The organism is Agaricicola taiwanensis (assembly GCF_014635245.1).
Lineage (GTDB): Bacteria > Pseudomonadota > Alphaproteobacteria > Rhizobiales > Methylopilaceae > Agaricicola > Agaricicola taiwanensis.
Genome location: NZ_BMCP01000003.1, coordinates 50,321 through 71,134, shown reverse-complemented (window position 1 = coordinate 71,134; position 20,814 = coordinate 50,321). Strand labels below are relative to the sequence as shown.

Below are 20,814 nucleotides of genomic sequence, written 5' to 3'. Positions count from 1 at the left end.
GACCTGCGGTGGATGAGAAAAAGGCACGACGCCGCTCGTTCCTGAAGCGGGATTCGGCAACGGCGCGGGTGCCCATCCTGCGGCCATTTCTCAGCGGCAGGTTTGCGGTTCCGCTAAATCTCGCGATCGTCGCCTTCACCGTCTGCCTGGCGCCGTTGCCGCTCGGTTCCACAAAGCCTGTTGCGCTCGGCCTCTGGTGTGTCTTGCTGGCCTTTGCCGCCCTGACCATGCCGCTGAAGCATATGGACAGGCATGCCTGGCTGACCATTTTCCCCATCGTGCTTCTGACCCTGCTCTGGGCCGTTCTGTCCATCGGACACGCCTGGAACGCGGAGCATCCCGCTCCCATCCCGGACCAGCGGGGCCTGCCCATAAGGGGGGCTGCCTGGCAAGCGGCGGGCCTGCCGCTCGCGCTCGCCCTGATCTTCCTGACCTGCTTTGCACATGCCCGCGATCGGCTCTCCGGCGGGCGGCTCCTGCGCCTCCTGGCTGTCGTGGGTGCTGCCTATGCGGTTCTGGCCCTGGTGCTCCATGTGGCCATGCCCGGGCAGATATTCTGGTATAACAAGATCCAGCACGGCGACTATCTGACCGGAACCTTCCTCAACCGGAACACTGCCGCCACTTTCTTCGGCATCGTGGCCATGATCTGGCTGGCACGCACGCTGACGTTCGTTGAGCGGAATCTGAGGCCGGGCACCTCCATTGTCGTGCAGCTTCACATGATGCCCGCCACCGAGCGCCACAAGCTTCTGCGGGCTTTGGTGTGTCTGTTGCTGTGCTTTGCCACCGTTCTGGCAACGGGCTCGCGAGCCGGTGTTTTCGCTTGCGCGATGGGTGCCCTCGCGCTTCTGGCTGTGTCGCTGAAGCGCATGGCGTTGCGTCTCTCGCGTTGGCAAGTGGGTCTCATCGCGATCGCCGCTGTCGCGGGCTTCGCCGCTCTTCTGTTCACCGGTGGCGACGCCGTGCTCGGCCGTGTGTCACAGCAAGGGCTGTTCGACCCGCTGCGATATGCCATCTACCTGGATACGCTGCATATCATCGGCGAGCATTTCTGGGCCGGTACCGGACCGGGCACCTTCCAGGAGGTCTATCCGGCCTACCGCACCGCCGCGGCGGCCGCCACGGGCATCGTAAACCGCGCCCATTCCACACCGCTGGAGATCGCCGCCACCATGGGCGTGCCCTTCGCCCTGCTCACCATTGGCGTTTTCCTGTGGCTCGTCTGGCGGCTTGGCCAGGCGGCCATGAAGGCACCCAGAGGTTCCTCCCTCCTCTCGGCCGCCTTCGCGGCATCGCTTGTAACCGGACTGCACTCCCTGCTCGATTACTCGCTGCAGATACCGGGGTTTGCCTTTTACGCCGTTGCGCTTCTCAGCGCCGGAATGGCGCGATCAATAGGACGGCCGACGGCCGACACAGGCGCTTCCGCCGAGGACCACAACTTTTCTGCAAGCAGTAATGTTGCGACGGACGGCGGATTTCGCTAGCCGCTCTTGCCAGAATGGCGAAAATAAAATCGTTTATTGCAAGAGATGATTGATAATAATAAGACATGATCGTCAGACAGCGCCACCTATAGCCTAGACGGCACAAGGGGCAGCTTCAGCTATCACGACATCCCGAACGATCTCGAAGAACGGCACGGCACGTTGGACAAACACGAGTACAGGCACCGCCTGGCCCCCCTCAGGAACGCGATATCGCAGTACCGGAAGGCGATGATCGCCACGCTGCTGTTCAGCATGGTCATCAACATATTGCTGTTCGTCGGGCCGGTCTACATGCTGCAGGTCTATGACCGGGTTTTGTCCACTCGGAGCCTGTCGACCCTCTTCGTTGTCAGCGTCGCCGCCGTGGCTGTCGTCTGCTTGAGCGGACTGATCGATTTTGCCCGCTCCCGCATTCTGGTGCGGGTCGGCGTTTCCTTCGATCAGCAGCTGAGCCATGCCGTTTTCGACAAGGTGGTGGCCGCCGAACTTCAGAATGCCAAGGGCGGCAGCTGGCAGAATCTGCGTGATCTCGATGCACTGAGGGAGTTCGTCACGGGATCGGCTCTGATCACGCTGTTCGATGCCCCCTGGTCGCCGCTGTTCATCCTGCTGTGCTTCCTGTTTCACCCGATTATCGGGTTCGTGGCGCTGGTCGGCGCCATCATCATCGTCGGTCTTGCGGTGCTGAACGAGACGCTGGTGACGCGCAGGCTGAAGCGCGCCTATTCCATCACCCATGAGGCGCAGACCTTTGCCAACTTCGCGCTGCGCAACAAGGAAGTGGTGCATGCCCTCGGCATGCGCGGCGCGGTCAAGAACCGCTGGCGCGGCATGCACAATGATGCTCTGGGATGGCAGTCTGTCGCCAGCGATCATGGCGGCACCATCCTCGCCATCTCCAAGGGTGTCCGCGCGACGCTTCAGTTGGCGATCCTCGGCGTCGGCGCCATGCTTGCCATCGAGCGAGAGATTTCCCCGGGCACCATGATCGCGGCATCGATCCTCATGGGCCGCGCGCTTCAACCCATCGAGGCCGCTGTCGGACAATGGCGTCTGTTCGTCAGCGCACGCGATGCCTACGGCCGGCTCAAGGAGCTGTTCGCGGCAACGCCGGCCGCGCCGCCGGCCATGCGCCTGCCGGATCCAGAGGGCCACCTGCGGCTGCGCGACGTCAGCATCAAGCCTCCCGGCGCTGAAAAACCCACCGTCGAGAATGTCTCGTTCGATGTACGGCCGGGTGAGATCGTCGCGATCATAGGCCCGGTCGCGTCCGGAAAGACCACATTGCTGCGCGGCATCGTCGGCATATGGGAAACCTGCCAGGGCACGGTGTCCATCGATGGCGCCGCCCTTGACCAATGGGATCCGGAACGCCTCGGAACCTTCATCGGCTATCTGCCGCAGGATGTGGAGCTGTTTGGCGGCACGGTCGCCGAGAACATCGCCCGGCTGGGCCCGATCGATGAAGAGGCGGTCGTTCAGGCGGCCAAGGCAGCCGGCATCCACGGCATGATCGCGGGACTGCCCGGCGGTTACGATGCCAATGTGGGAATGGGCGGCACCGGTCTTTCCGGCGGCCAGCGCCAGGCGGTGGCGCTCGCCCGCGCGCTCTATCGCAACCCGCGCCTGATCGTTCTGGATGAACCCAACTCCAATCTGGACCACAACGGCGACGTCAACCTGATGAATGCCCTGCAGGCGGCGCGCGCCAACGGCGCGGCGGTGGTGGTCTCCACCCACCGCCTGCCGCTGCTGCAATGCGTGGACCGTATCGTGGTCATGATGAACGGCCGCCTGCAGTCCTACGGCCCCCGCAACGATATTCTGGCGCAGCTCGGCAAGGCGCCGGCGGCGCCGGCCACTCCAAACGTACTGCCACAGGCCAGTTGAACATGTCGAACGCCAAACACCTCGTGGAACGACCCTCGCAAAACCTGCCGGGCCCCGTTGGCCATCGGCCTCCGGTCGCGGCACCGCTGCCGCCCCAGAACTTCCGCAGCTTCATGCGCCTGGGCTATGCCTTGATCATCATCGGTCTCGGCGGCACGGTTGCCTGGTCAGCCCTTGCCAAGGTGCAGAGCGCGGTCGTTGCGACAGGGCTGGTCAGCGTCGAGTCCAGCCGCAAGGCCATCCAGCATCTGGAAGGTGGCGTGGTGCGTGAGGTGTTGGTCGGCAACGCCGAAGAGGTGGTCAAGGGGCAGGTACTGCTCCGGCTCAGCCCGGTCCAGTCGGAAGCCGCCGTCGCGCTCAACACCAATCAGCTCTGGCAGAACCTGGCCATGCAGGCGCGGCTGGAAGCGGAGCAGCAGGAGGCGGAAGACTTCAAGTTCCCGGCCGAGCTCACCGAACATGCCGAGGATCCGCGCATGGCCGGCATCCTGGCCGACCAGCGCCGGCTCTGGGAGGAACGGCGCCGCGTCCTTCGCAACGAGCTCGACATCCTGGGCGCCCAGATCCAGCAGCATGAGGAGCGCGCCCGAGGCTGGCGCCGCCAGCAGGAGGCCTTCGAAAGCCAGGCCAAGAGCTATGAGGAGGAGGTCGCCTCCAAGGCCAAGCTGGTCGAACGCGGCTACTTTCCGGCCAACGAATTGAAGCGTCTGAGCCGCGAGCTTGACCGCACCCGTGGCGAGATCGGAGAAGCCATGGCCGAATGGGCCAATGCGCAGGCCAATGTCACCGAAGCCAATCTGAAGATGTCACAGCTGCGCCGGCAGTATCAGACCGAGGCCTCCAGTCAGCTGACGGAGGTCAAGGCGAAGATTTCCGATCTGCGCGAGCGGCTCAATGTCGCTCAGGATGTTTATAGCCGGCTGGAAGTGCGCGCGCCTCAGGACGGTGTGGTCCAGAACCTGCAGGTTCATGCACCGGGTGCCGTCGTGAAGCCGGGCGACACCATCATGGAGCTGGTGCCTTCCAACGACACGCTGGTCATCAGCGCGCGCGTGCTGCCGACCGACATCGATTCGGTCCAGCCGGGGCTTGAGGCGGAGATCCGCTTTCCCGCCCTGCCCGCGCGCGCGATGCCGCTGATCCTCGGGACCGTGGAGAATGTCTCCGCCGATACGCTGGTCGACAACAGGACGGCGGAAACCTATTTCCTCGCGGAGGTCTGGCTGGATAAGGCCACCATGCCGCAGGAGGCAGCCGAGAAACTGCATCCCGGCATGCCGGCGGATGTGATGATCGCCACCGGAGAACGCACGGTCCTGGAGCAGCTCACACGGCCGCTGACCGACGCCATCAGGCATGGCATTCGCACGGAATAGCTGCTGCGGCTAACGCCGTTCATGGGGGTTAAGGCACGGATGCTGCGAGCGATAGCCGTTCCGGCCCTGCAACGGCCTTGGGGCGACGGCGAAGAGAACTCAGCTTCAGTCAGGCCGGCAGCGGCGTCTTGTACTCAAGGTACCATTTGACGAAGGCTGTCACGCCCTCCTCCACCGAGGTGGTCGGGCGATAGCCGGTCAGGGCCTCCAGCAGGCGGTGATCGGCGAAAGTGGCGGGCACATCGCCCTTCTGCATCGGCAGCATGTTGCGGATGGCCTCGCGCCCCATGGCACGTTCGATGGTCTCGATGAAGGGCATCAGACCGATAGGCGTTCCGCCGGCGATATTGACGAGCCGCCAGGGAGCCACCGGCGAGACCGTATCCTGGTCCGACACCGGCTGTGCCGGCTGCGGAGTGCAGTCCACCAGCCGCACGATGGCTTCCACGAGATCATCCACATAGGTGAAATCGCGGCGCATGTTGCCGTTGCCATAGATGTCGATCGGCCGGTTGTTCTTGATGGCGTCGACGAATTTGAAGAGCGCCATGTCCGGGCGGCCCCAGGGGCCATAGACCGTGAAGAAGCGGAAGCAGGTGGTCGGCAGCTGCCACAGATGCGCGTAGGAATGGGCCATGGTCTCCATGGCCTTCTTCGTCGCCGCATAAAGCGTGATGGGATGGTCGGCCTTGTCGTTCTCCTCGAACGGCATCTTCTCGTTCGCGCCATAGGCCGAACTCGTCGATGCCAGGAGAAGATGCTTCGGCTTCAGCATGCGCGCGATCTCGAGCACGTTGAAGGAGCCGACGAGGTTGGAATCCACATAGGCGCGCGGATTTTCGATGCTGTAACGGACGCCGGCCTGGGCCGCCAAATGGATGATGGCATCGGGCCGGGCTTCATCGGCCGCGCGTTCCAGCGCCGGCATATCCTCCAGCATGGCCTCATGGGCCTTGAACCTGGGGAAGTTCGACAGGATCGCATGGCGATCATGCTTCAGCTGGACGTCGTAATAGGGAGTCATACCGTCAAAGCCGATGACGGTATGACCATCCCGAAGCAGGCGTTGCGCCAGATGAAAGCCGATGAAGCCTGCGGTACCGGTAATCAAAAAGCGCAAAATGTCAGGTCCTACTGTGCAGCGTCGAGGATCTCTGACAGCCGGACTTCCTCACCAGGTCGCCCCACCGCCGTGTAGGAGAACCCATAACGCGCAATTTCTTCCTGTCGATAGATATTTCTGAGATCGATCAGGATCGGGGCCTTCATGATCGACTTCAGGCGGGTGAAATCGAGAGCACGGAAGGCATTCCATTCGGTGACGATCACCAGCGCATCGACGCCTTCGGCGCAGTCATAGGGATCGCTGGTGTAGACCACATCGTTGATGAGGCCGCGAGCGTGCTTCATGCCTTCAGGATCGAAGGCCCGCACGGTCGCACCCGCGTCCTGCAGGCCCTGGATGATCGCGATGGAAGGTGCATCGCGCATATCGTCGGTGTTGGGCTTGAAGGTCAGGCCCAGCACGCCGATGGTCTTGCCGCGGATGTCGCCGCCGGCGGCCAGGACGGCCTTGCGGGCCATGGCGCGCTTGCGCTGATCGTTGATGGCGACCGTCGTTTCGATCAGTCGCGTGGGCGCGCCGTAATCCTGCGCCGTCTTGACCAGCGCCAGCGTATCCTTGGGGAAGCACGAGCCGCCGTAGCCGGGGCCCGCGTTCAGGAACTTGGGGCCGATGCGCTTGTCCAGGCCGATGCCACGGGCGACGTCTTGAACATTGGCATTCACGTTCTCGCAGAGATCGGCCATCTCGTTGATGAAGGTGATCTTCATCGCGAGGAAGGCATTGGCCGCATATTTGATGAGTTCCGACGTGCGGCGCGATGTGAACAGGAGCGGCGCCTGGTTGAGGTAGAGCGGCCGATAGACCTCGGTCATGACCTCGCGGGCGCGCTCGTCCTCGATACCGATGACGATGCGGTCGGGGTGCTTGAAGTCTTCGATGGCCGCGCCTTCCCGCAGGAATTCCGGATTGGACACAACAGCGAAGTCCGCTTCGGGATTTTCCTCGCGGATGATGCGCTCCACTTCGTCGCCGGTGCCGACCGGAACGGTGGACTTGGTGACGATGACGGTAAAGCCCTTGATCGACTGCGCGATTTCCCGTGCGGCAGCATGGACATAAGAGAGGTCGGCATGGCCGTCGCCACGGCGGGATGGCGTGCCGACAGCGATGAAGACGACATCGGCAGCGGCGACCGGCTCTGCCAGTTCGGTGGAAAACGACAGGCGGTCGGCCTGCACGTTGGAGACCACGAGCTGATCAAGCCCCGGCTCGAAGATGGGGATCTCGCCGGCTCGGAGCGCCGAGATCTTCTGGGCATCCTTATCGATGCAGGTGACTTGATGGCCGAAATCGGCGAGGCATGCTCCCGACACCAGGCCAACATATCCACTTCCGATCATCGCGATCCGCACGGGCTACCTCATCTCTTTTTGTGACCATTCAACTGATAGCATCGGAATTTTGCACTGCAATAATATTTTTATCGCCGATCCCGACGCACCAGGATAGATTCTATGGAAGCGAACTATAAAATGCCATGTTTGGCAAATATAAGGTCCAAATCCGCTTTAATTCCTACTAGACAATGGCAGAAGCGTAAGCAATTATGCCAGCCTCACCAGCGGGACAGGCTTCAGTGAAAAAAAATTGTGACACTATTGTGGAAGTATCTGGAGCGTTACCCATTAAGAAGAAATTTGATTCACCGCAAAACATGCATGGCTGCCATTCTTCGGACGCATTGCTGCAGCCTTATCGATAGTTGACAAAATATTGCGCCGCATCATTCTTTGGGGCGATATTTCTCGCTTTTGCAACACGTCGCATTGAAGTCGCATTAAGGGGTGAGGCCCGACATGGAATACATCAGCGAGGCCACTTTCGGCCCGACGACGAGCGGTTCCGCGTCTAAAAAAGGAACCGCTCTTCCACTGTCTCCTGCGGCTGTTGGCGCTATTTCAGCGGCCGCTGACTTTATCGCGATCATCGCAGCGTCGGTCGTCTCCGGCACTGCCTACCACCACATGTTCATCGGCGGATATGGCAACACCAGCGTCTTTCTCGGCGCCGGCCTGATCATCGCTCTTGCTTTCGTCACCTCCTTTCATGCCAGCAAGGGCTACGACATCCAGAACATTCGCGCTCGCCGCAATGTGGTGCTGCATATTCTGGCGCTCTGGGGCGCCTCCTTCGCACTGCTGACCATCCTGGTCTTCCTGATGAAGCTCGGCCACACGCTGTCGCGTGGCCACGTCCTGACTTTCTTCGCCTTCGGCGGTGGCGTGATCCTGACCGTACATCACAGCGTCCGCCTGATGTTCTCGCGCAGCCTGCGCCAGCATGCACCCAAAGGCCCGCGTGCCGTGCTGATCGCGGATATGTCGAGCATCGGCAATTCCCACACCATGAGCAGCCTTCAGCGCCGCGGCTACAATTTCGATGGCATCTTCGAACTGCCGAAGCTGTCGGACGACGCGAGGTTCGACGAGCGGCGCGGCGAGCTGGAAAAGATCCGCGCTCATGTCCGCAACTCCGACATCGAGGAAGTCATGATCCTCGCGGATTGGGATCAGCTCGGAAAGATCAGCCCGCTGCTCGACGCCCTCAGGGTCATTCCGCTTCCGGTTCGTCTCGTCGCCGATCACCGCTATGGTGATCTCCTCAGCCGGCCCATGGCCAAGATCGGCGGCACCGTCGCCGTCGAGATCCATCGTGCTCCGCTGAATCGTCTTGAACGCACGATGAAGCGCGTGCTCGACCTCGCCTTGGCCTCGGCGGGCCTGATCGCGCTGCTGCCGCTCTTCCTGATGGTGGCGATCGCCATCAAGCTGGATTCGCCCGGCCCCGTCTTCTTCCGCCAGAGCCGCGTCGGCTTCAGCGGCCGCGTCTTCCGCATCTACAAGTTTCGTTCCATGACCACCATGGACGATGGGACGGTGGTGAAGCAGGCGGTGAAGGGCGACAATCGCGTGACCCGCATCGGCAAGTTCCTTCGCGCATCGAGCATCGATGAGCTGCCGCAGCTTCTCAACGTGCTCAACGGCGACATGTCACTGGTCGGGCCGCGCCCTCATGCGCTCGCCCATGACACCATGTATGACGAAATCATCCATGATTACGCCTTCCGTCACCACATGAAGCCCGGCATCACCGGCTGGGCGCAGGTGAGCGGCTTCCGCGGCGAGACCCCGACGGTCGACCTGATGGAACGTCGGGTGGAATATGATCTGGCCTATATCAACAATTGGACCCTGATGTTCGACATCAAGATCATCTTCCTGACTGCCCTGCGCAGCCTCAAGCAGGGCGCCTACTAGGCGGAATATCCCCCGAACTTAAAAAAGGCGGCTTACAGGCCGCCTTTTTTCATGAGGCCAGGCCCCAAAGGAATCGCACCTCGCTGCCCTCGATCACGGCACAGGTCAGCAGGCCGCTTTCGACCGCGCGGGTATCGATGTTCATGCGGTTGGGCCAGATCTCCGGCTTCTCCACCGGCGTATGGCCATGGACCACGAAAGTGCCGAAGCTGTTCAACTCCGTCAGGAACGGCTCGCGAATCGTCAGAATATCCTCCGCCGTCTGGCGGTGCATCGGCACGTTGGGGCGGATGCCGGCATGAACGAAAGTGAAGCCCTCGATCTCCAGCTTCAGGTCAAGCCTCTCCAGGAACAGCCGATGACTACCCGGCAGGCGCTCCGTGAAAAGGCGAAGTACCTCAGCCATTTCCGCAGGCCCCAGCCGGAACGGAAAATCGACACCGTATGAGGCCAGCGCCGTGGCCCCACCGACGCGGCTCCACATCTTCAACGCCGACGCGTCCTGAAGGAATTGTGTCAGGTAGACTTCGTGATTTCCGGCAAGGAAGGTTGTCGGGATGCCATCGTCGAGATCGATGAGCGTCTGGAGAACGCCGGCGGAATCAGGCCCGCGGTCGATATAGTCGCCGAGAAAGACCCGGTGCGGCGTCTGGCACGGATGGCCCGCCAGGTCGCGGCGGATTTCATCGAGGCACTTGGCGAGAAGATCGCGCCGCCCGTGAACGTCACCGATGGCGTAGACCCGGCGCCCCGGCGACAGGGGCACGGCATTGAGAGCAAAAGACTCGTTGAGCATCTCAGTCCATCTTAGGCGGCGGCGGGCCAGCGAGATGGAATGATCCGCACGCGTCAACCTCGGCCGCATACGGCGTTGCGTCGACGGAACCTAGCACAAATTTTTCAAACGCCAGCGAGATGATGATCTCGCCTCGCCGTGATGCTGCTCAACAAATCGTGGCCGCATAATCAGCCGAAAACCACTTCGTAGTCCGCCGGCTTGAAACCGATCAACAGCTGGCCATTTGCCTCCAACACCGGGCGTTTGATCATGGAGGGTTGGGCCAACATCAGCGCGATGGCCTTGTCTTCGGTCAGGCCCTGCTTCTGTTCATCGGGCAGTTTGCGAAAGGTCATGCCGGCGCGATTGAGCACGGTTTCCCAGCCCGCGCGCTTGATCCATGATTCCAGTTCGGTGCGCTCGATGCCCTTGCTCTTGTAGTCGTGGAACACATAGTCCACGCTGTGATCATCCAGCCAGGTGAAAGCCTTCTTCATGGTGTCGCAGTTCTTGATGCCATAGATCGCCACGCCAGCGGCCATGTTCACCTCCTGAAGTCATCGATAGTAGAGGCCGATCCGGCGGCCATTGATGGTCTCCACTTCGATATCGACGTCGTAGACGCCCCGAAGCACCTCCGGTGCCATGATCTCATCGGGCCCTCCCTGATGCACCACACGCCCATCCTTCATGGCCACGATATGGTCTGCATAGCAGGACGCAAAATTGATGTCGTGGAGCACCAGCACCATGGTCTTCCTCAGCTCGTCCACGGCCTTGCGCAGCATGCCCATCATGGCCACCGCATGCTTGATGTCCAGATGGTTGAGCGGCTCATCGAGCAGGACATAGTCGGTGTCCTGACACAGCACCATGGCCACAAAGGCGCGCTGCCGCTGCCCGCCGGAGAGTTCGTCGAGAAAACGGTCGGCGAGATCATCCAGCGCCAGATAGGAGATCGCACGCTGGATATGATCGCGATCCCTCACCGTTGGACGCCCCTTTGAATAGGGATAGCGGCCGAAGGCGACGAGATCGCTGACGGTCAGGCGCGCGGCGATGTGGTTGTCCTGCCGAAGGATCGACAGCCGTTGGGCAAGCCGGTCACTCGGCGTCAAACTCACATCGAGCCCATCAACCAGAACCCGTCCCTCCGACATGGGCAGAAGACGCGCGATCATCGACAGGAGCGTCGACTTGCCGGCGCCGTTGGGGCCGATGATGGCGGTGATTCCGGAGGCCGGTAGCGTGATGGAGACATCGTCGACGACGACGGAGGATCCATAGCGCTTGGTAACCTTGAGCGTCTCGATCATCGGGTGCTGCCCCGAACCAGAAGGATGATGAACACGAGACCTCCGATAAATTCGATGATGATGCTGAGCGCGCTATCGAAGGCGAAGACGCGCTCCAGGATCAACTGGCCGCCGACGAGGCTGATGACGGCCAGCAGCACCGCCACCGGCACAAGGAAGCGATGCTCGTGCCGGCCGACGAGGAGATAGGCGAGATTGGCGACCATGAGGCCGAAGAAGGTCACCGGCCCCACCAGCGCGGTCGATACCGAGACTAAGATGGCCACCAGCGACAGGATCATCATCACCGCACGCCGATGGTTGACGCCGAGGCTGATGGCCGTTTCACGCCCCAGCGCCAGCACGTCGCAGAGGTGCGTGAGCCGCCAGACAACAACGGCGGATCCTCCGATGATGACAAGCGAGGCCGCCAGCAAGGTCGTGTCGATGCTGTTGAAGCTCGCGAACATGGCATCCGTGACGATGGTGAAGGCGTCTGGATCGAGCAGACGCCCCATGAACGATGACAGGCTGCGGAACATCATGCCGAAAACGATGCCCGCCAGCACCAGAAGGTGGATGCTGCGATTGGCGCCCGTGAAAAGCCAGCTGAACAGGAGGCCGGAGAAGACGACCATGAGGCCGACGTTGACCCCGAACTGCAGCTGCGGCGACAGATCGGACGAGATGGTGGCGCCAGTGAAGAAGACCAGGCAGGTCTGCAGCAGAAGAAAGAGACTGTCGAAACCCATGATCGAGGGCGTCAGGATTCGGTTGCAGGTCACGGTCTGGAACAAGACCGTCGACACGGCGATGGCATAGGCCACCGCGATCATGGCCGCGACCTTCGCGCCCCGGAATGGCAGCACGAAGTCCCATCGCCCCCGCGCGTTCAGCGTCATGAACAGCACGACGCAGAGCACGGCGAGGGCGGTAAGGCCAATGAGGAGCCGGACGGGGGTAGGCCGCTTTATGTCAGGCAAGATGGGTCCGCCTACGCAGGAGGAGCCAGAGAAAGGCCGCGCTGCCGATGACACCGACCACGGTTCCGATGGGGATCTCGTAAGGGAAGTTCACCGTGCGCCCGATGAGATCGCAGGCCAGCAGGAAGCCGGCGCCGAAGGTGGCAACGAAGGGCAGTGACTTTCGCATGTTGTCGCCGGCGATCATGCTGGCGATGTTGGGCACGATCAGCCCCAGGAAGGGGATGGTGCCCACCGTCGTCACCACCACAGCCGTCACCATGGCGACGATAGCGAGGCCGAAGGTGAGCACCCCGCGGTAGTTGAGCCCGAGATTGGTAGTGAAGTCCTCGCCGAGGCCCGCGACTGTAAAGCGGTCAGCCGTGAAAAAGGCGATCATCACCAGGGCGCCGGAGAGCCAGATGAGCTCATAGCGGCCGCGCAACACGGCGGAGAAGTCGCCCATGGTCCAGGCGTTGAGCGACTGGATCAGGTCGAAGCGGTAAGCGAAGAAAGTGGTGAAGGCGTCGATGACGCCGCCCAGCATCAAGCCTACCAGCGGCACCATGAGAACCGACCGCAGCGGAATCTGCGTCAGGATCCGCAGGAAGAGCGCTGTACCGGCCATGGCAAAGAGGCTGGCGATGATCATGCGGCCGAGAACCGGCATATCTGGCGCGAACAATGTCACCGCCAGGATGCCCAGTGTGGCGGATTCCGTGGTGCCGGCCGTTGAGGGCTCCACGAAGCGATTGCGCGCCAGCATCTGCATGATCATGCCAGCGGCGGCCATGCTCATCCCGGCCAGGATGAGAGCCACCGTGCGTGGGATGCGGCTCGCCAGCAGAAGCTGCAGGTCCCCCGCACGAGCATCCGCGCCAAAAAGCCCACCGAGCGAGACGTCACCGACGCCGACAAACAAGCTGATCAGAGCCAAGGCAGCTACAGCGACGAGAGAGAGCGAGAGGCGGATCATAAGGCTATCGCGGGGCAGGACGACGAGCCCGGATGTATCATCATGCGAGCGGAACGGGCGGGGCCTCATCCCGGAACGGCGCCAGGATGAGGTCTTCTGTCAGATGCCTGATCAGGGGATCAGGACTTCTTTTCCTTGATCAGCGTGTTGATCTGGTTGGCGATCGCCGTGATCGAAACGGGGCTGCCGCCGACGATGTAGAGGCGAACAGGATCGAGATAGGCGATCTGTTCCTTCTTGGCGGCCGAGGTCGTGGCAACAAGTTCATTGTCCAGCGTCTTGGAGGCGTTTCCGCCCTCCGGCCGGCTAATGGCACGATCGCGGTCGAGCACCAGGATCACGTCAGGGTTCTGCTGCTGGATGAACTCGAAGGACACCGCCTGTCCATGGGTGCCCTTGGTCTTGATCTCCTGCGTCACCGGCGCGATGCCGAGATCGTCGTGCAACCAGCCGAAGCGTGAACCGGGACCGAAAGCGATGACCTTGCCGCCGTTGGTCATGAGGATTAGCCCCTTGCCGAGAGAGGGAGCGCCAGCCTTCACGGCGGATATGGCCGCATCCATGTCGCTCAGGACCTTGGCCACCTCTGCTTCCTTGCCAAAGATCCGGCCGAGCGTCTCGGCATTGGTCCGCGCGCTGGCCACGAAGTTCATCGGATCAACCGACAGATCGATGGTGGGGGCGATCTTGGCAAGCTGGGGATATTTGTTGGCGGAACGCCCGGCAACGATGATGAGATCGGGCTCCGCCGCGTTGACGGCTTCATAGTCCGGCTCAAAGATCGTGCCGACCTTGGCATATTTCGCGTCGGCATATTTGGCGAGGCTCCCCGGCGTGTTCGAGCCGGGCACGCCCGCAACCTCCACGCCGATGGCGTCAAGCGTTTCAAGCGTCGCGTAATCGAAGGTGACGACCTTCACCGGCCTGTCGGGAAGCGTGGTCTCGCCCTGCGCGTGCTTGACGGCAATCTCGGCCGCCTGAGCAGGAGTAAACAGAGCCGCGGAAGCAATGATCGCAGCAGCAGCGAGCGCGTGAAGTCTGCTTCTGACAAGTCCGGTTTGCATTGTTGGACGCCTTTGTTGATTGCCGGCCAGAAACTGGCCATGGAGCAGCCCCAGTAAAGCAAGTCATCGCAGATGACTTTCTCATCATGAAGGCTATCGGCTGTTGGCAATCCTGGAAAAAGATCAGTCAGGAATGGTTCTAAACTGGCAAATTCCAGAATTACTGCATCTGACAAATGCGCGCCGAAAAATCAACACAATAACGCAGGCGTGAAGCTTGCCGTCGGTAGCAGCGCTCAGGCAAGCGTATCGTCGGTCCAGTGAAAGGCCAGCGGCGCCTCGCGAAAGGCGAAGCGATCAAGATGCCGCACGACCACATCCTTGGTGATCGCGAGCATCTCGGCATCGGCTGCGTCGATCCGCACATCGAGGGCATCGGTGCCGGCATCGAGCGAGGTGATGGCGCCCGACGGCATCACGATCCGAGCGCGGTTATCGTTCACCTCAACCTGCAGCTTATGGGCCCAGTGCTTGCAAAGCTGCTGCAGATAGCGCTCCGCATGTTCGGTCGGCACGGCAGCCGTGGTCGAGCTCATGAGATCCTCCTTGGGCTATGACGCGAACTGCGCGTCGTGCAGACGGCGGTAGGTGCCATCGCGCGCCACCAGATCGCTGTGATGTCCCTGCTCCACCACGCCGGCGTCGCTCACCACCACGATGCGGTCGGCATTGCGAATGGTGGCGAGGCGATGGGCGATGACGAGCGTTGTGCGCCCCAGCGAGAGTTCCGTCAGGGCTTTCTGGATCGCCTTCTCGGTCTCGGTATCCAGCGCCGAGGTCGCCTCATCAAGGATCAGGATCGGCGGGTTCTTGAGGAACATGCGGGCGATGGCGAGCCGCTGCTTCTGCCCGCCCGACAGTTTCACGCCGCGCTCGCCGATGACGGTGTCGATCCCATCGGGCAGCAGTCCGATCACCTGATCCAGTTGCGCCCGGCGTGCAGCTTCCAGGATCTCGTCTTCACCGGCACCAAGCCGACCATAGGCGATGTTCTCGCGGATGGTGCCCGCGAAGAGGAAGACGTCCTGCTGCACGATGCCGATCTGGCTGCGGAGCGAGGCCAGCGTCATATCGCGTATGTCCATGCCATCAATGGTGATGCGGCCTGCGGAAGGCTCATAGAAGCGCGGCAGCAGCGAGCAGATCGTGGTCTTGCCGGCACCCGATGGCCCGACGAAAGCGACGGTCTCGCCGGCAGCGATCTCAAGATCGATGTCGCGCAGCACCTCCCGGCCATTGCCATAGCCGAAGGTGACGCCTTCAAAGCGGATATTACCTTCGAGCTGCGGAACCGCTTTGGCATGCGGCAGGTCGGCAATGTCTGGCTGCGTCTCCAACAGGTCCAGATAGCGCCGGAAGCCGGCGATACCTTTGGGATAGACCTCGAGCACCGCGTTGATCTTCTCGATCGGGCGGAAGAACACGGTGACCAGGAGAAGGAACGAGACAAAGCCGCCGTAGGAGAGATCGCCCCGGATCACATAGAAGGTGCCTGCCAGCATGACGATCACCTGGGTGAAGCGCATGCCGAAATAGCTCATGGACGTCGAGGCAGCCATGATCCGGTAGGCCGTCAGCTTCGTCTCCCGATAGCGGGCATTGTCGGCCGCGAACAGCGCGCGCTCGTGCTCTTCGTTGGCGAAGGCCTGCACCACGCGGATGCCGCCGACATTCTCCTCGATGCGCGCGTTGAAGGCGCCGACCCTGCCGAACAGCGTCCTCCAGTTATTGGTCATCCGTGTGCCGTAGCGGCTGGTGAGCCAGGCGGTCACCGGCACGATCAGGCCGGTCAGGAGCGCCAGTTCCACATTGACCGTGAGCATCAGCAGGAAGGCGCCGATGAAGGTCATGATGGCGATGAAGAGATCTTCCGGTCCGTGATGGGCGACCTCACCCACCTCCTCCAGATCCTTGGTGATGCGCGCCACCAGATGGCCCGTCTTTTGATTGTCGAAGAAACTGAAGGACAGTTTCTGCAGATGGTCGAAGGCGCGGCGGCGCATCTCGGTTTCGATGTTGATGCCGAGCTTGTGACCCCAGTAGATCACAACCACGGTGAAACCGGTGTTCAGAAGATAGATGGCGAGAAGACCGAGCGAGGCGAGGAGGATCAGCGTCCAGTCCTGCTGCGGCAGAAGCTCGTCGACGAAGAGCTTCACCGCCATGGGAAAGCCGAGTTCCAGCAGTCCCGACAGGACGGCGCAGCCGAAGTCGAGAGCGAACAGACCCTTCCAGGGCGTATAATAGGCGAAGAAGCGCTTGAGGATTTCCATGGTCACCACGAGGGGCGGACAAGACCGCGCCTGCCACTATTGAGTGCACGGCGCCTTCATACCTCCTCCAGCCGGAAATCGGAACAGGAGAAGTGTGCAGCGCAAGAACGGTGCGGCCCCGCTTCCGGGAAAGCGGGGCCGGCTCGATCAGAACTTCGCCGAGGCACTGAGGATGAAGGACCGGCCGGGCTCATAAAGCGGTGTCACGGTGCCGAACTCCTGACCATAGGTGGCGCGGTCCGCATAGGTCTCGTCGAAGATGTTCTGCACCTCCGCCCGGAAGGCCAGGTTGGGCCGGCTGATGGGTTTGTACTCAGCGAAGGCGTTGAAGACCTCATAGGCCTTGTAAGGAGGCGAGCCTTCCGCAACCTTGTCGTACTCGGGCGCGATTTCCATATCGCCGCCGATGGTCAGACCGATGCTGCTGAAGGTATGGGCCGCGCTCAACGTGAAGATGTCACCCGCGGGTGAGGCAAGATAGTTGCCGGTGTCGCTGTCAGCGGGCTTACCATCGATCTCAACGTCGATATTGGCATATTCAAACCGGATGAAACCCGAAGCCCACTCGTAGCCGAGCCCGATCTCGAAACCCTTGGACTCGATATCGCGGTTGCGGATGGCGCCGTAAACGCCTGTTGCCACCGCAAAGTTGGCATATGCCGGTTGGCGAGCGTTGTCGATCTCGGTGCGGAACACCGTGCCCTCAAGGGTGAAGCCGTTGTAGCGGGCGACGAGGCCGGCGGTTGCGTTGTCGGATGTCACCTCCTCCGGACCATCGAGATAGGTCCAGGCAGGATTGAGGATAAAGTTCTCAGCCAGGGGGATGCCGGCCCAGACGTGGGAATAGCCGGCCTTGGCGGTCAGATGGTTGGAGATGATATCCAATTCGCCCGAGACATTGCCGCTGAGACCAGAGTTATTGAATTCCTGATCACCCGTACCGGTGAAAGTCTGATGGTCGGCACGGCCGCCGAAAGAAAGGCGCGCGCGACTCCAGGGCTCCAGCCGTGCTTGGGCATAGATGCCGACATTCTGGGCTTCCTCGCGTGACGCCTCGGTCGGGTCGTCAAGGCTCGCCTCGTCTCGGTAGAAGTCAGCGCCTGCCGTGATGGAGCCGAAGGATGTATGAAATCTGTTTTCGGCCTTGCCGTTGAAGCTGTCGGTCTTGCCGTCGATCTTGTAGGGTGCGCCGATGGCTGGGCGCGGAAAGACGAAGAGATCAACCTCGGTGCCGCTGTAAGCCAGCACAACCTTCGGATCCCAGAGCCCCGTGGGGGCTGTGTGCGAGAAGGTGAAGGTCGTATTGGTGCGGTCAAGCCGGTAGTCGCGGACCGCAGGCTCGTAAGTGCGCGGCGGCACGAAGGTGATGAAGCCCGTGTTGGCACGGAACGGGCGCGCAGCATCGTCCACCACCATCTCGTGGCTGAACTCCATGCGGTAGCCGGCGTCGGTCTGGAAGCCAATTTTGCCGAGCCCGCTCGTGAGGTTCGTTGCCGTGCCCAGCACCTCGTCGCCGTTGCCTGCTTCGAATTTGCCGCCGCGGCCGAGCGTGAAATAGGCGAGCGCGTCGACGTTCTCGGTGGCGCCATAGCCGGCGACGTTGTTCATCGATACGCCGCCGTTGGTGTTGAATGTGCTCTTGACGAAGGCGCCGATGTTCTTGCCCTCCAGGAGCATGTCGCGGGCATCCTTGGTCTCATAGGCAATGGAGCCGCCGAGCGCGCCGGGGCCGGCATCGGCCGGTGCCACACCGGCATCCACGCGCGCCGCCTTGAGGAAAGACGGGTCGATCAGCGTCGTCCCATTGTGGTGGAACACCTTGTTGTTCTGACGACTGCCATCGATGGAGACCGCGAGATTGGTCTCCTCGATGCCATGGACATAGACCTTCTGCGACATGGGGATGGAACTGCCCACCTTAACTCCGGGCTCGCCCGCGAAGACGTCCTTGATGTTGGTTGGGTTCTTGCGTTCCAGATCGGCGCTGGTGATGTTGATCTCGCTGACCCCGCCCTGCGCCAGGGAGCCCGCACCAGACACCTCGATGGGCGGAAGCTCGACGGCATCGCCCGGAGCCGGGGGCGCGAAGCTTGAGGCTTCGCCTGCCGGGCTGTGGATGGTCACTGTGCGTGAACCGGTGAATTCATAGGCAAGGCCGGAACTGGAAAGCAGACGGGACAATGCCGCACCGGCGGAAAGCTGGCCCGAGACCGATACCGACTGTCCCGACAGGCGCTGCGAACTGGGACGCACCACCTGGATGCCGGTCGTCGCGGTGAAATCGGCAAGCGCGGCAAGGAGGGGCTTTGAGGGAATGTTGAAGCTGTAGGCCGCCTGCCCCGACGTTTGCGCCTCCGCCAGCCGCACGGAGCCGGCGACGACCGCCATGGCCGATATGGATACGCTGCCGCCGATGAGAGCAGCCCTGGTCAACCTCTTCATATTCAGTCCCCGTCACACACATAAAAATGGCCGCGATAGCGGCTCCCCAGTGCGTGAACGGGCAGAAGCGACAAACCCCTCAAAAAAATCAGCGATAGACGAGGGTGGCAAAGCCGGGGACGGAAAGGGTCTTGAGCCCGAGCGCCGTCCGCATGGCCTCGATCACGGCGTCAGGATCATCGGCCTGGAAGACACCAGACAGGGTGAGCTTCCTGAGCTCGGCGTCGGACACGATGATGCGTCCCGGGGCCATATGGCTCAACTCGTCGATCACCACGCCGAGCGGTGCTGAATCGAGGATGATCAGCCCGCGACGCCAGCCAAGTGCGACATCGAGCTCAATTTTTTCCGGCGCACTCAGGCGGCCGCCAACAAGACTGACGCGCTCGCTGCCGGTCAACCGTGCCTCCTCGCCTTGTCCGGCGGACACAGCGACGCTGCCGTGCTCCACCGTGACGCTGCCGCTGTCGCGATCCACGCCAAAGGCGGTGCCAAGGACGCGGGTTTCAAGCGGATCGGCGTGAACGAGAAAGGGCCGCGATGGATCAGGGCTGACATCGAACCAGGCCCGGCCGCGCAGCATGGTGATAGCGCGGGAGCTGGCGGTGAAGGACTGCACGAGGGCGGTGTCGCCATCGAGATAGATGTGGCTCCCATCAGCCAGCAGAAGTTCCCGGCGCTCCCCCGGCGCCGTGGCGTAATCGGCAAACATCCGGTCGATCAGGCCCTGATCGCGCCACACCAGGGCGGCGGCGGCCGCCAAGACAATGGTCGCGGCGATGGCGATGGGCCGCCAGAAGGACCGGGCTTGAGTACCCGCGCCGGAAATCCGGATCTCCTGCTCAGCGGCAAGAAGGGCTGCCGGCTCCTCGAGACGGTCCCAAAGTCCGCGGACTTCCTCCATCGCATCGGCGTGAGCGCGATCGGCCGCAAGCCAGCGCTCATAAGCCCGGCGATCTTCATCGGTGATTGCGGGATTGCCGAGCCGGACGAACCACTCAGTCGCCTCGCGCGCAGCCTTGTCGGATATATCCCTGGGATCCGGCGCCAGTGCCATCGCGGAACATCACTTTCACGAACATCGTCTGCTCTCTATGCAGAACGATTCTAAAGCGTGTTCACCTCAAAATAAATCGCGGCGGCGCTTCCAGGTGCGACAGAATTCAAGGGCGGAGATCATGTCCTTCTCCACGGTCGACACTGAAACATCGAGCTCTCGCGCGATCTGCGGATAGGACAGGCCGTCGCGCCGGCTCATCAACAGGATCTTCCGCGTGCGCGGCGGCAGGTTCTTGATGGCGGTGAGGAGGTCATTCAATTCCTGCCGTGCTGCGACCTCCTCATCAGGCAGGGCAAACCCAGGCGTCAGCTGTTCGGCCATGGTGTTACCCGCGTAAGCCGTCCGCACCCGCTCGGCCCGCAGCTGGTCGCGCGCCAGGTTCTGGGCGGTCCGAACAAGAAGGCCCCGATCTTCCGCGCCGATGGTGCGATCGCTCAGTTTCAAAAAAGCATCGTGAACGATGTCTTCGGCTGTCTCGGCACTCCCCGTGATACGGCGCACGAGACGCCGCAATCGGCCATGCTCGGTCGCATAGATCTGTGAGAACTCAGCCATCGACATTGAGTAAGGTCTACCAGTCCGCTGCAGACTTCCTGCACGCCATGCGATCGATACAGCAGATGGCTTCTTAGAACTGTTCAAACAAGCCTGCTGCCAAGGTTCTACAAAACCAATCTGGTAACCTCTGTCAATACAATTCAAACACCCTTTCTTTATTACTATTCTAAACTACCTTGCGCCTAATATTCTTATAATTACATCAGCGGGAGGAACGACCGCCCAACAGGCGCGGCATCTCCACCACAGTCAGGGGCAATAATC

At 61.7% G+C, this 20,814-nt stretch carries 17 protein-coding genes; 4 read left to right on the top strand and 13 right to left on the bottom strand.

Going from position 1 to position 20,814, the window contains the following annotated elements:
* The first annotated feature begins 8 nt into the window (after positions 1–8).
* The 3 genes from IEV58_RS13745 to IEV58_RS13735 all read left to right on the top strand — a co-directional run bounded on the left by IEV58_RS13745 (position 9) and on the right by IEV58_RS13735 (position 4,759).
* Entirely contained in the window at positions 9–1,490 is a 1,482-nt protein-coding gene (locus tag IEV58_RS13745) for an O-antigen ligase family protein (protein WP_188410372.1), read from the top strand.
* A gap of 162 nt (positions 1,491–1,652) precedes the next feature.
* On the top strand, positions 1,653–3,383 hold the full coding sequence (locus IEV58_RS13740; protein WP_268235586.1) for a type I secretion system permease/ATPase: 1,731 nt from the start codon (positions 1,653–1,655) through the stop codon (positions 3,381–3,383).
* 2 nt (positions 3,384–3,385) lie between these two features.
* Positions 3,386–4,759: an HlyD family type I secretion periplasmic adaptor subunit gene (locus IEV58_RS13735; RefSeq protein ID WP_188410370.1), complete on the top strand. Its 1,374-nt coding sequence runs from the start codon at positions 3,386–3,388 to the stop codon at positions 4,757–4,759.
* Between the two features lie 109 nt (positions 4,760–4,868).
* On the opposite strand, the gene IEV58_RS13730 is transcribed toward IEV58_RS13735, so the two are convergent.
* Both IEV58_RS13730 and IEV58_RS13725 read right to left on the bottom strand, forming a co-directional pair.
* Complete coding sequence (locus IEV58_RS13730; protein ID WP_229729475.1) at positions 4,869–5,882, bottom strand: NAD-dependent epimerase; 1,014 nt, start codon at positions 5,880–5,882, stop codon at positions 4,869–4,871.
* Positions 5,883–5,890: 8 nt separating this feature from the next.
* Entirely contained in the window at positions 5,891–7,237 is a 1,347-nt protein-coding gene (locus IEV58_RS13725; protein WP_188410368.1) for a UDP-glucose dehydrogenase family protein, read from the bottom strand.
* 444 nt (positions 7,238–7,681) lie between these two features.
* Here IEV58_RS13725 and IEV58_RS13720 point away from each other — a divergent pair, with 444 nt between their 5' ends.
* Positions 7,682–9,142 (top strand): undecaprenyl-phosphate glucose phosphotransferase, encoded by a 1,461-nt coding sequence (locus IEV58_RS13720; protein ID WP_188410367.1) that lies wholly within the window; start codon positions 7,682–7,684, stop codon positions 9,140–9,142.
* A gap of 49 nt (positions 9,143–9,191) precedes the next feature.
* Here IEV58_RS13720 and IEV58_RS13715 read toward each other — a convergent pair whose 3' ends face one another.
* The 11 genes from IEV58_RS13715 to IEV58_RS13665 all read right to left on the bottom strand — a co-directional run bounded on the left by IEV58_RS13715 (position 9,192) and on the right by IEV58_RS13665 (position 20,694).
* Positions 9,192–9,938 carry a metallophosphoesterase gene (locus tag IEV58_RS13715; protein WP_188410366.1) on the bottom strand — a complete coding sequence of 249 codons (747 nt, stop codon included), beginning with the start codon at positions 9,936–9,938 and terminating at the stop codon, positions 9,192–9,194.
* Between the two features lie 170 nt (positions 9,939–10,108).
* Positions 10,109–10,462 carry an ArsC family reductase gene (locus IEV58_RS13710; protein WP_188410365.1) on the bottom strand — a complete coding sequence of 118 codons (354 nt, stop codon included), beginning with the start codon at positions 10,460–10,462 and terminating at the stop codon, positions 10,109–10,111.
* A 15-nt stretch (positions 10,463–10,477) separates the two neighbouring features.
* Positions 10,478–11,236 carry an iron ABC transporter ATP-binding protein gene (locus IEV58_RS13705; RefSeq protein WP_188410364.1) on the bottom strand — a complete coding sequence of 253 codons (759 nt, stop codon included), beginning with the start codon at positions 11,234–11,236 and terminating at the stop codon, positions 10,478–10,480.
* Positions 11,233–12,198 carry an iron chelate uptake ABC transporter family permease subunit gene (locus IEV58_RS13700; protein WP_229729441.1) on the bottom strand — a complete coding sequence of 322 codons (966 nt, stop codon included), beginning with the start codon at positions 12,196–12,198 and terminating at the stop codon, positions 11,233–11,235. Before IEV58_RS13700 ends, IEV58_RS13705 begins: the two co-directional genes overlap by 4 nt.
* Positions 12,191–13,150, bottom strand: a complete 960-nt coding sequence (locus tag IEV58_RS13695) for an ABC transporter permease (RefSeq protein ID WP_308791257.1) — start codon at positions 13,148–13,150, stop codon at positions 12,191–12,193. Before IEV58_RS13695 ends, IEV58_RS13700 begins: the two co-directional genes overlap by 8 nt.
* Before the next feature lie 122 nt (positions 13,151–13,272).
* The gene (locus IEV58_RS13690; RefSeq protein WP_188410363.1) at positions 13,273–14,217 is read right to left on the bottom strand and encodes a siderophore ABC transporter substrate-binding protein; all 945 of its coding nucleotides are present in this window, start codon (positions 14,215–14,217) and stop codon (positions 13,273–13,275) included.
* A 236-nt stretch (positions 14,218–14,453) separates the two neighbouring features.
* Entirely contained in the window at positions 14,454–14,753 is a 300-nt protein-coding gene (locus IEV58_RS13685) for a DUF2218 domain-containing protein (protein WP_188410362.1), read from the bottom strand.
* 15 nt (positions 14,754–14,768) lie between these two features.
* Entirely contained in the window at positions 14,769–16,484 is a 1,716-nt protein-coding gene (locus IEV58_RS13680; RefSeq protein ID WP_229729474.1) for an ABC transporter ATP-binding protein, read from the bottom strand.
* A gap of 153 nt (positions 16,485–16,637) precedes the next feature.
* Positions 16,638–18,932 (bottom strand): TonB-dependent receptor domain-containing protein, encoded by a 2,295-nt coding sequence (locus IEV58_RS13675; RefSeq protein ID WP_188410360.1) that lies wholly within the window; start codon positions 18,930–18,932, stop codon positions 16,638–16,640.
* 88 nt (positions 18,933–19,020) lie between these two features.
* Positions 19,021–19,989 carry a FecR family protein gene (locus IEV58_RS13670; RefSeq protein WP_188410359.1) on the bottom strand — a complete coding sequence of 323 codons (969 nt, stop codon included), beginning with the start codon at positions 19,987–19,989 and terminating at the stop codon, positions 19,021–19,023.
* A gap of 66 nt (positions 19,990–20,055) precedes the next feature.
* The gene (locus tag IEV58_RS13665; protein WP_229729440.1) at positions 20,056–20,694 is read right to left on the bottom strand and encodes an RNA polymerase sigma factor; all 639 of its coding nucleotides are present in this window, start codon (positions 20,692–20,694) and stop codon (positions 20,056–20,058) included.
* Positions 20,695–20,814 lie beyond the last annotated feature (120 nt).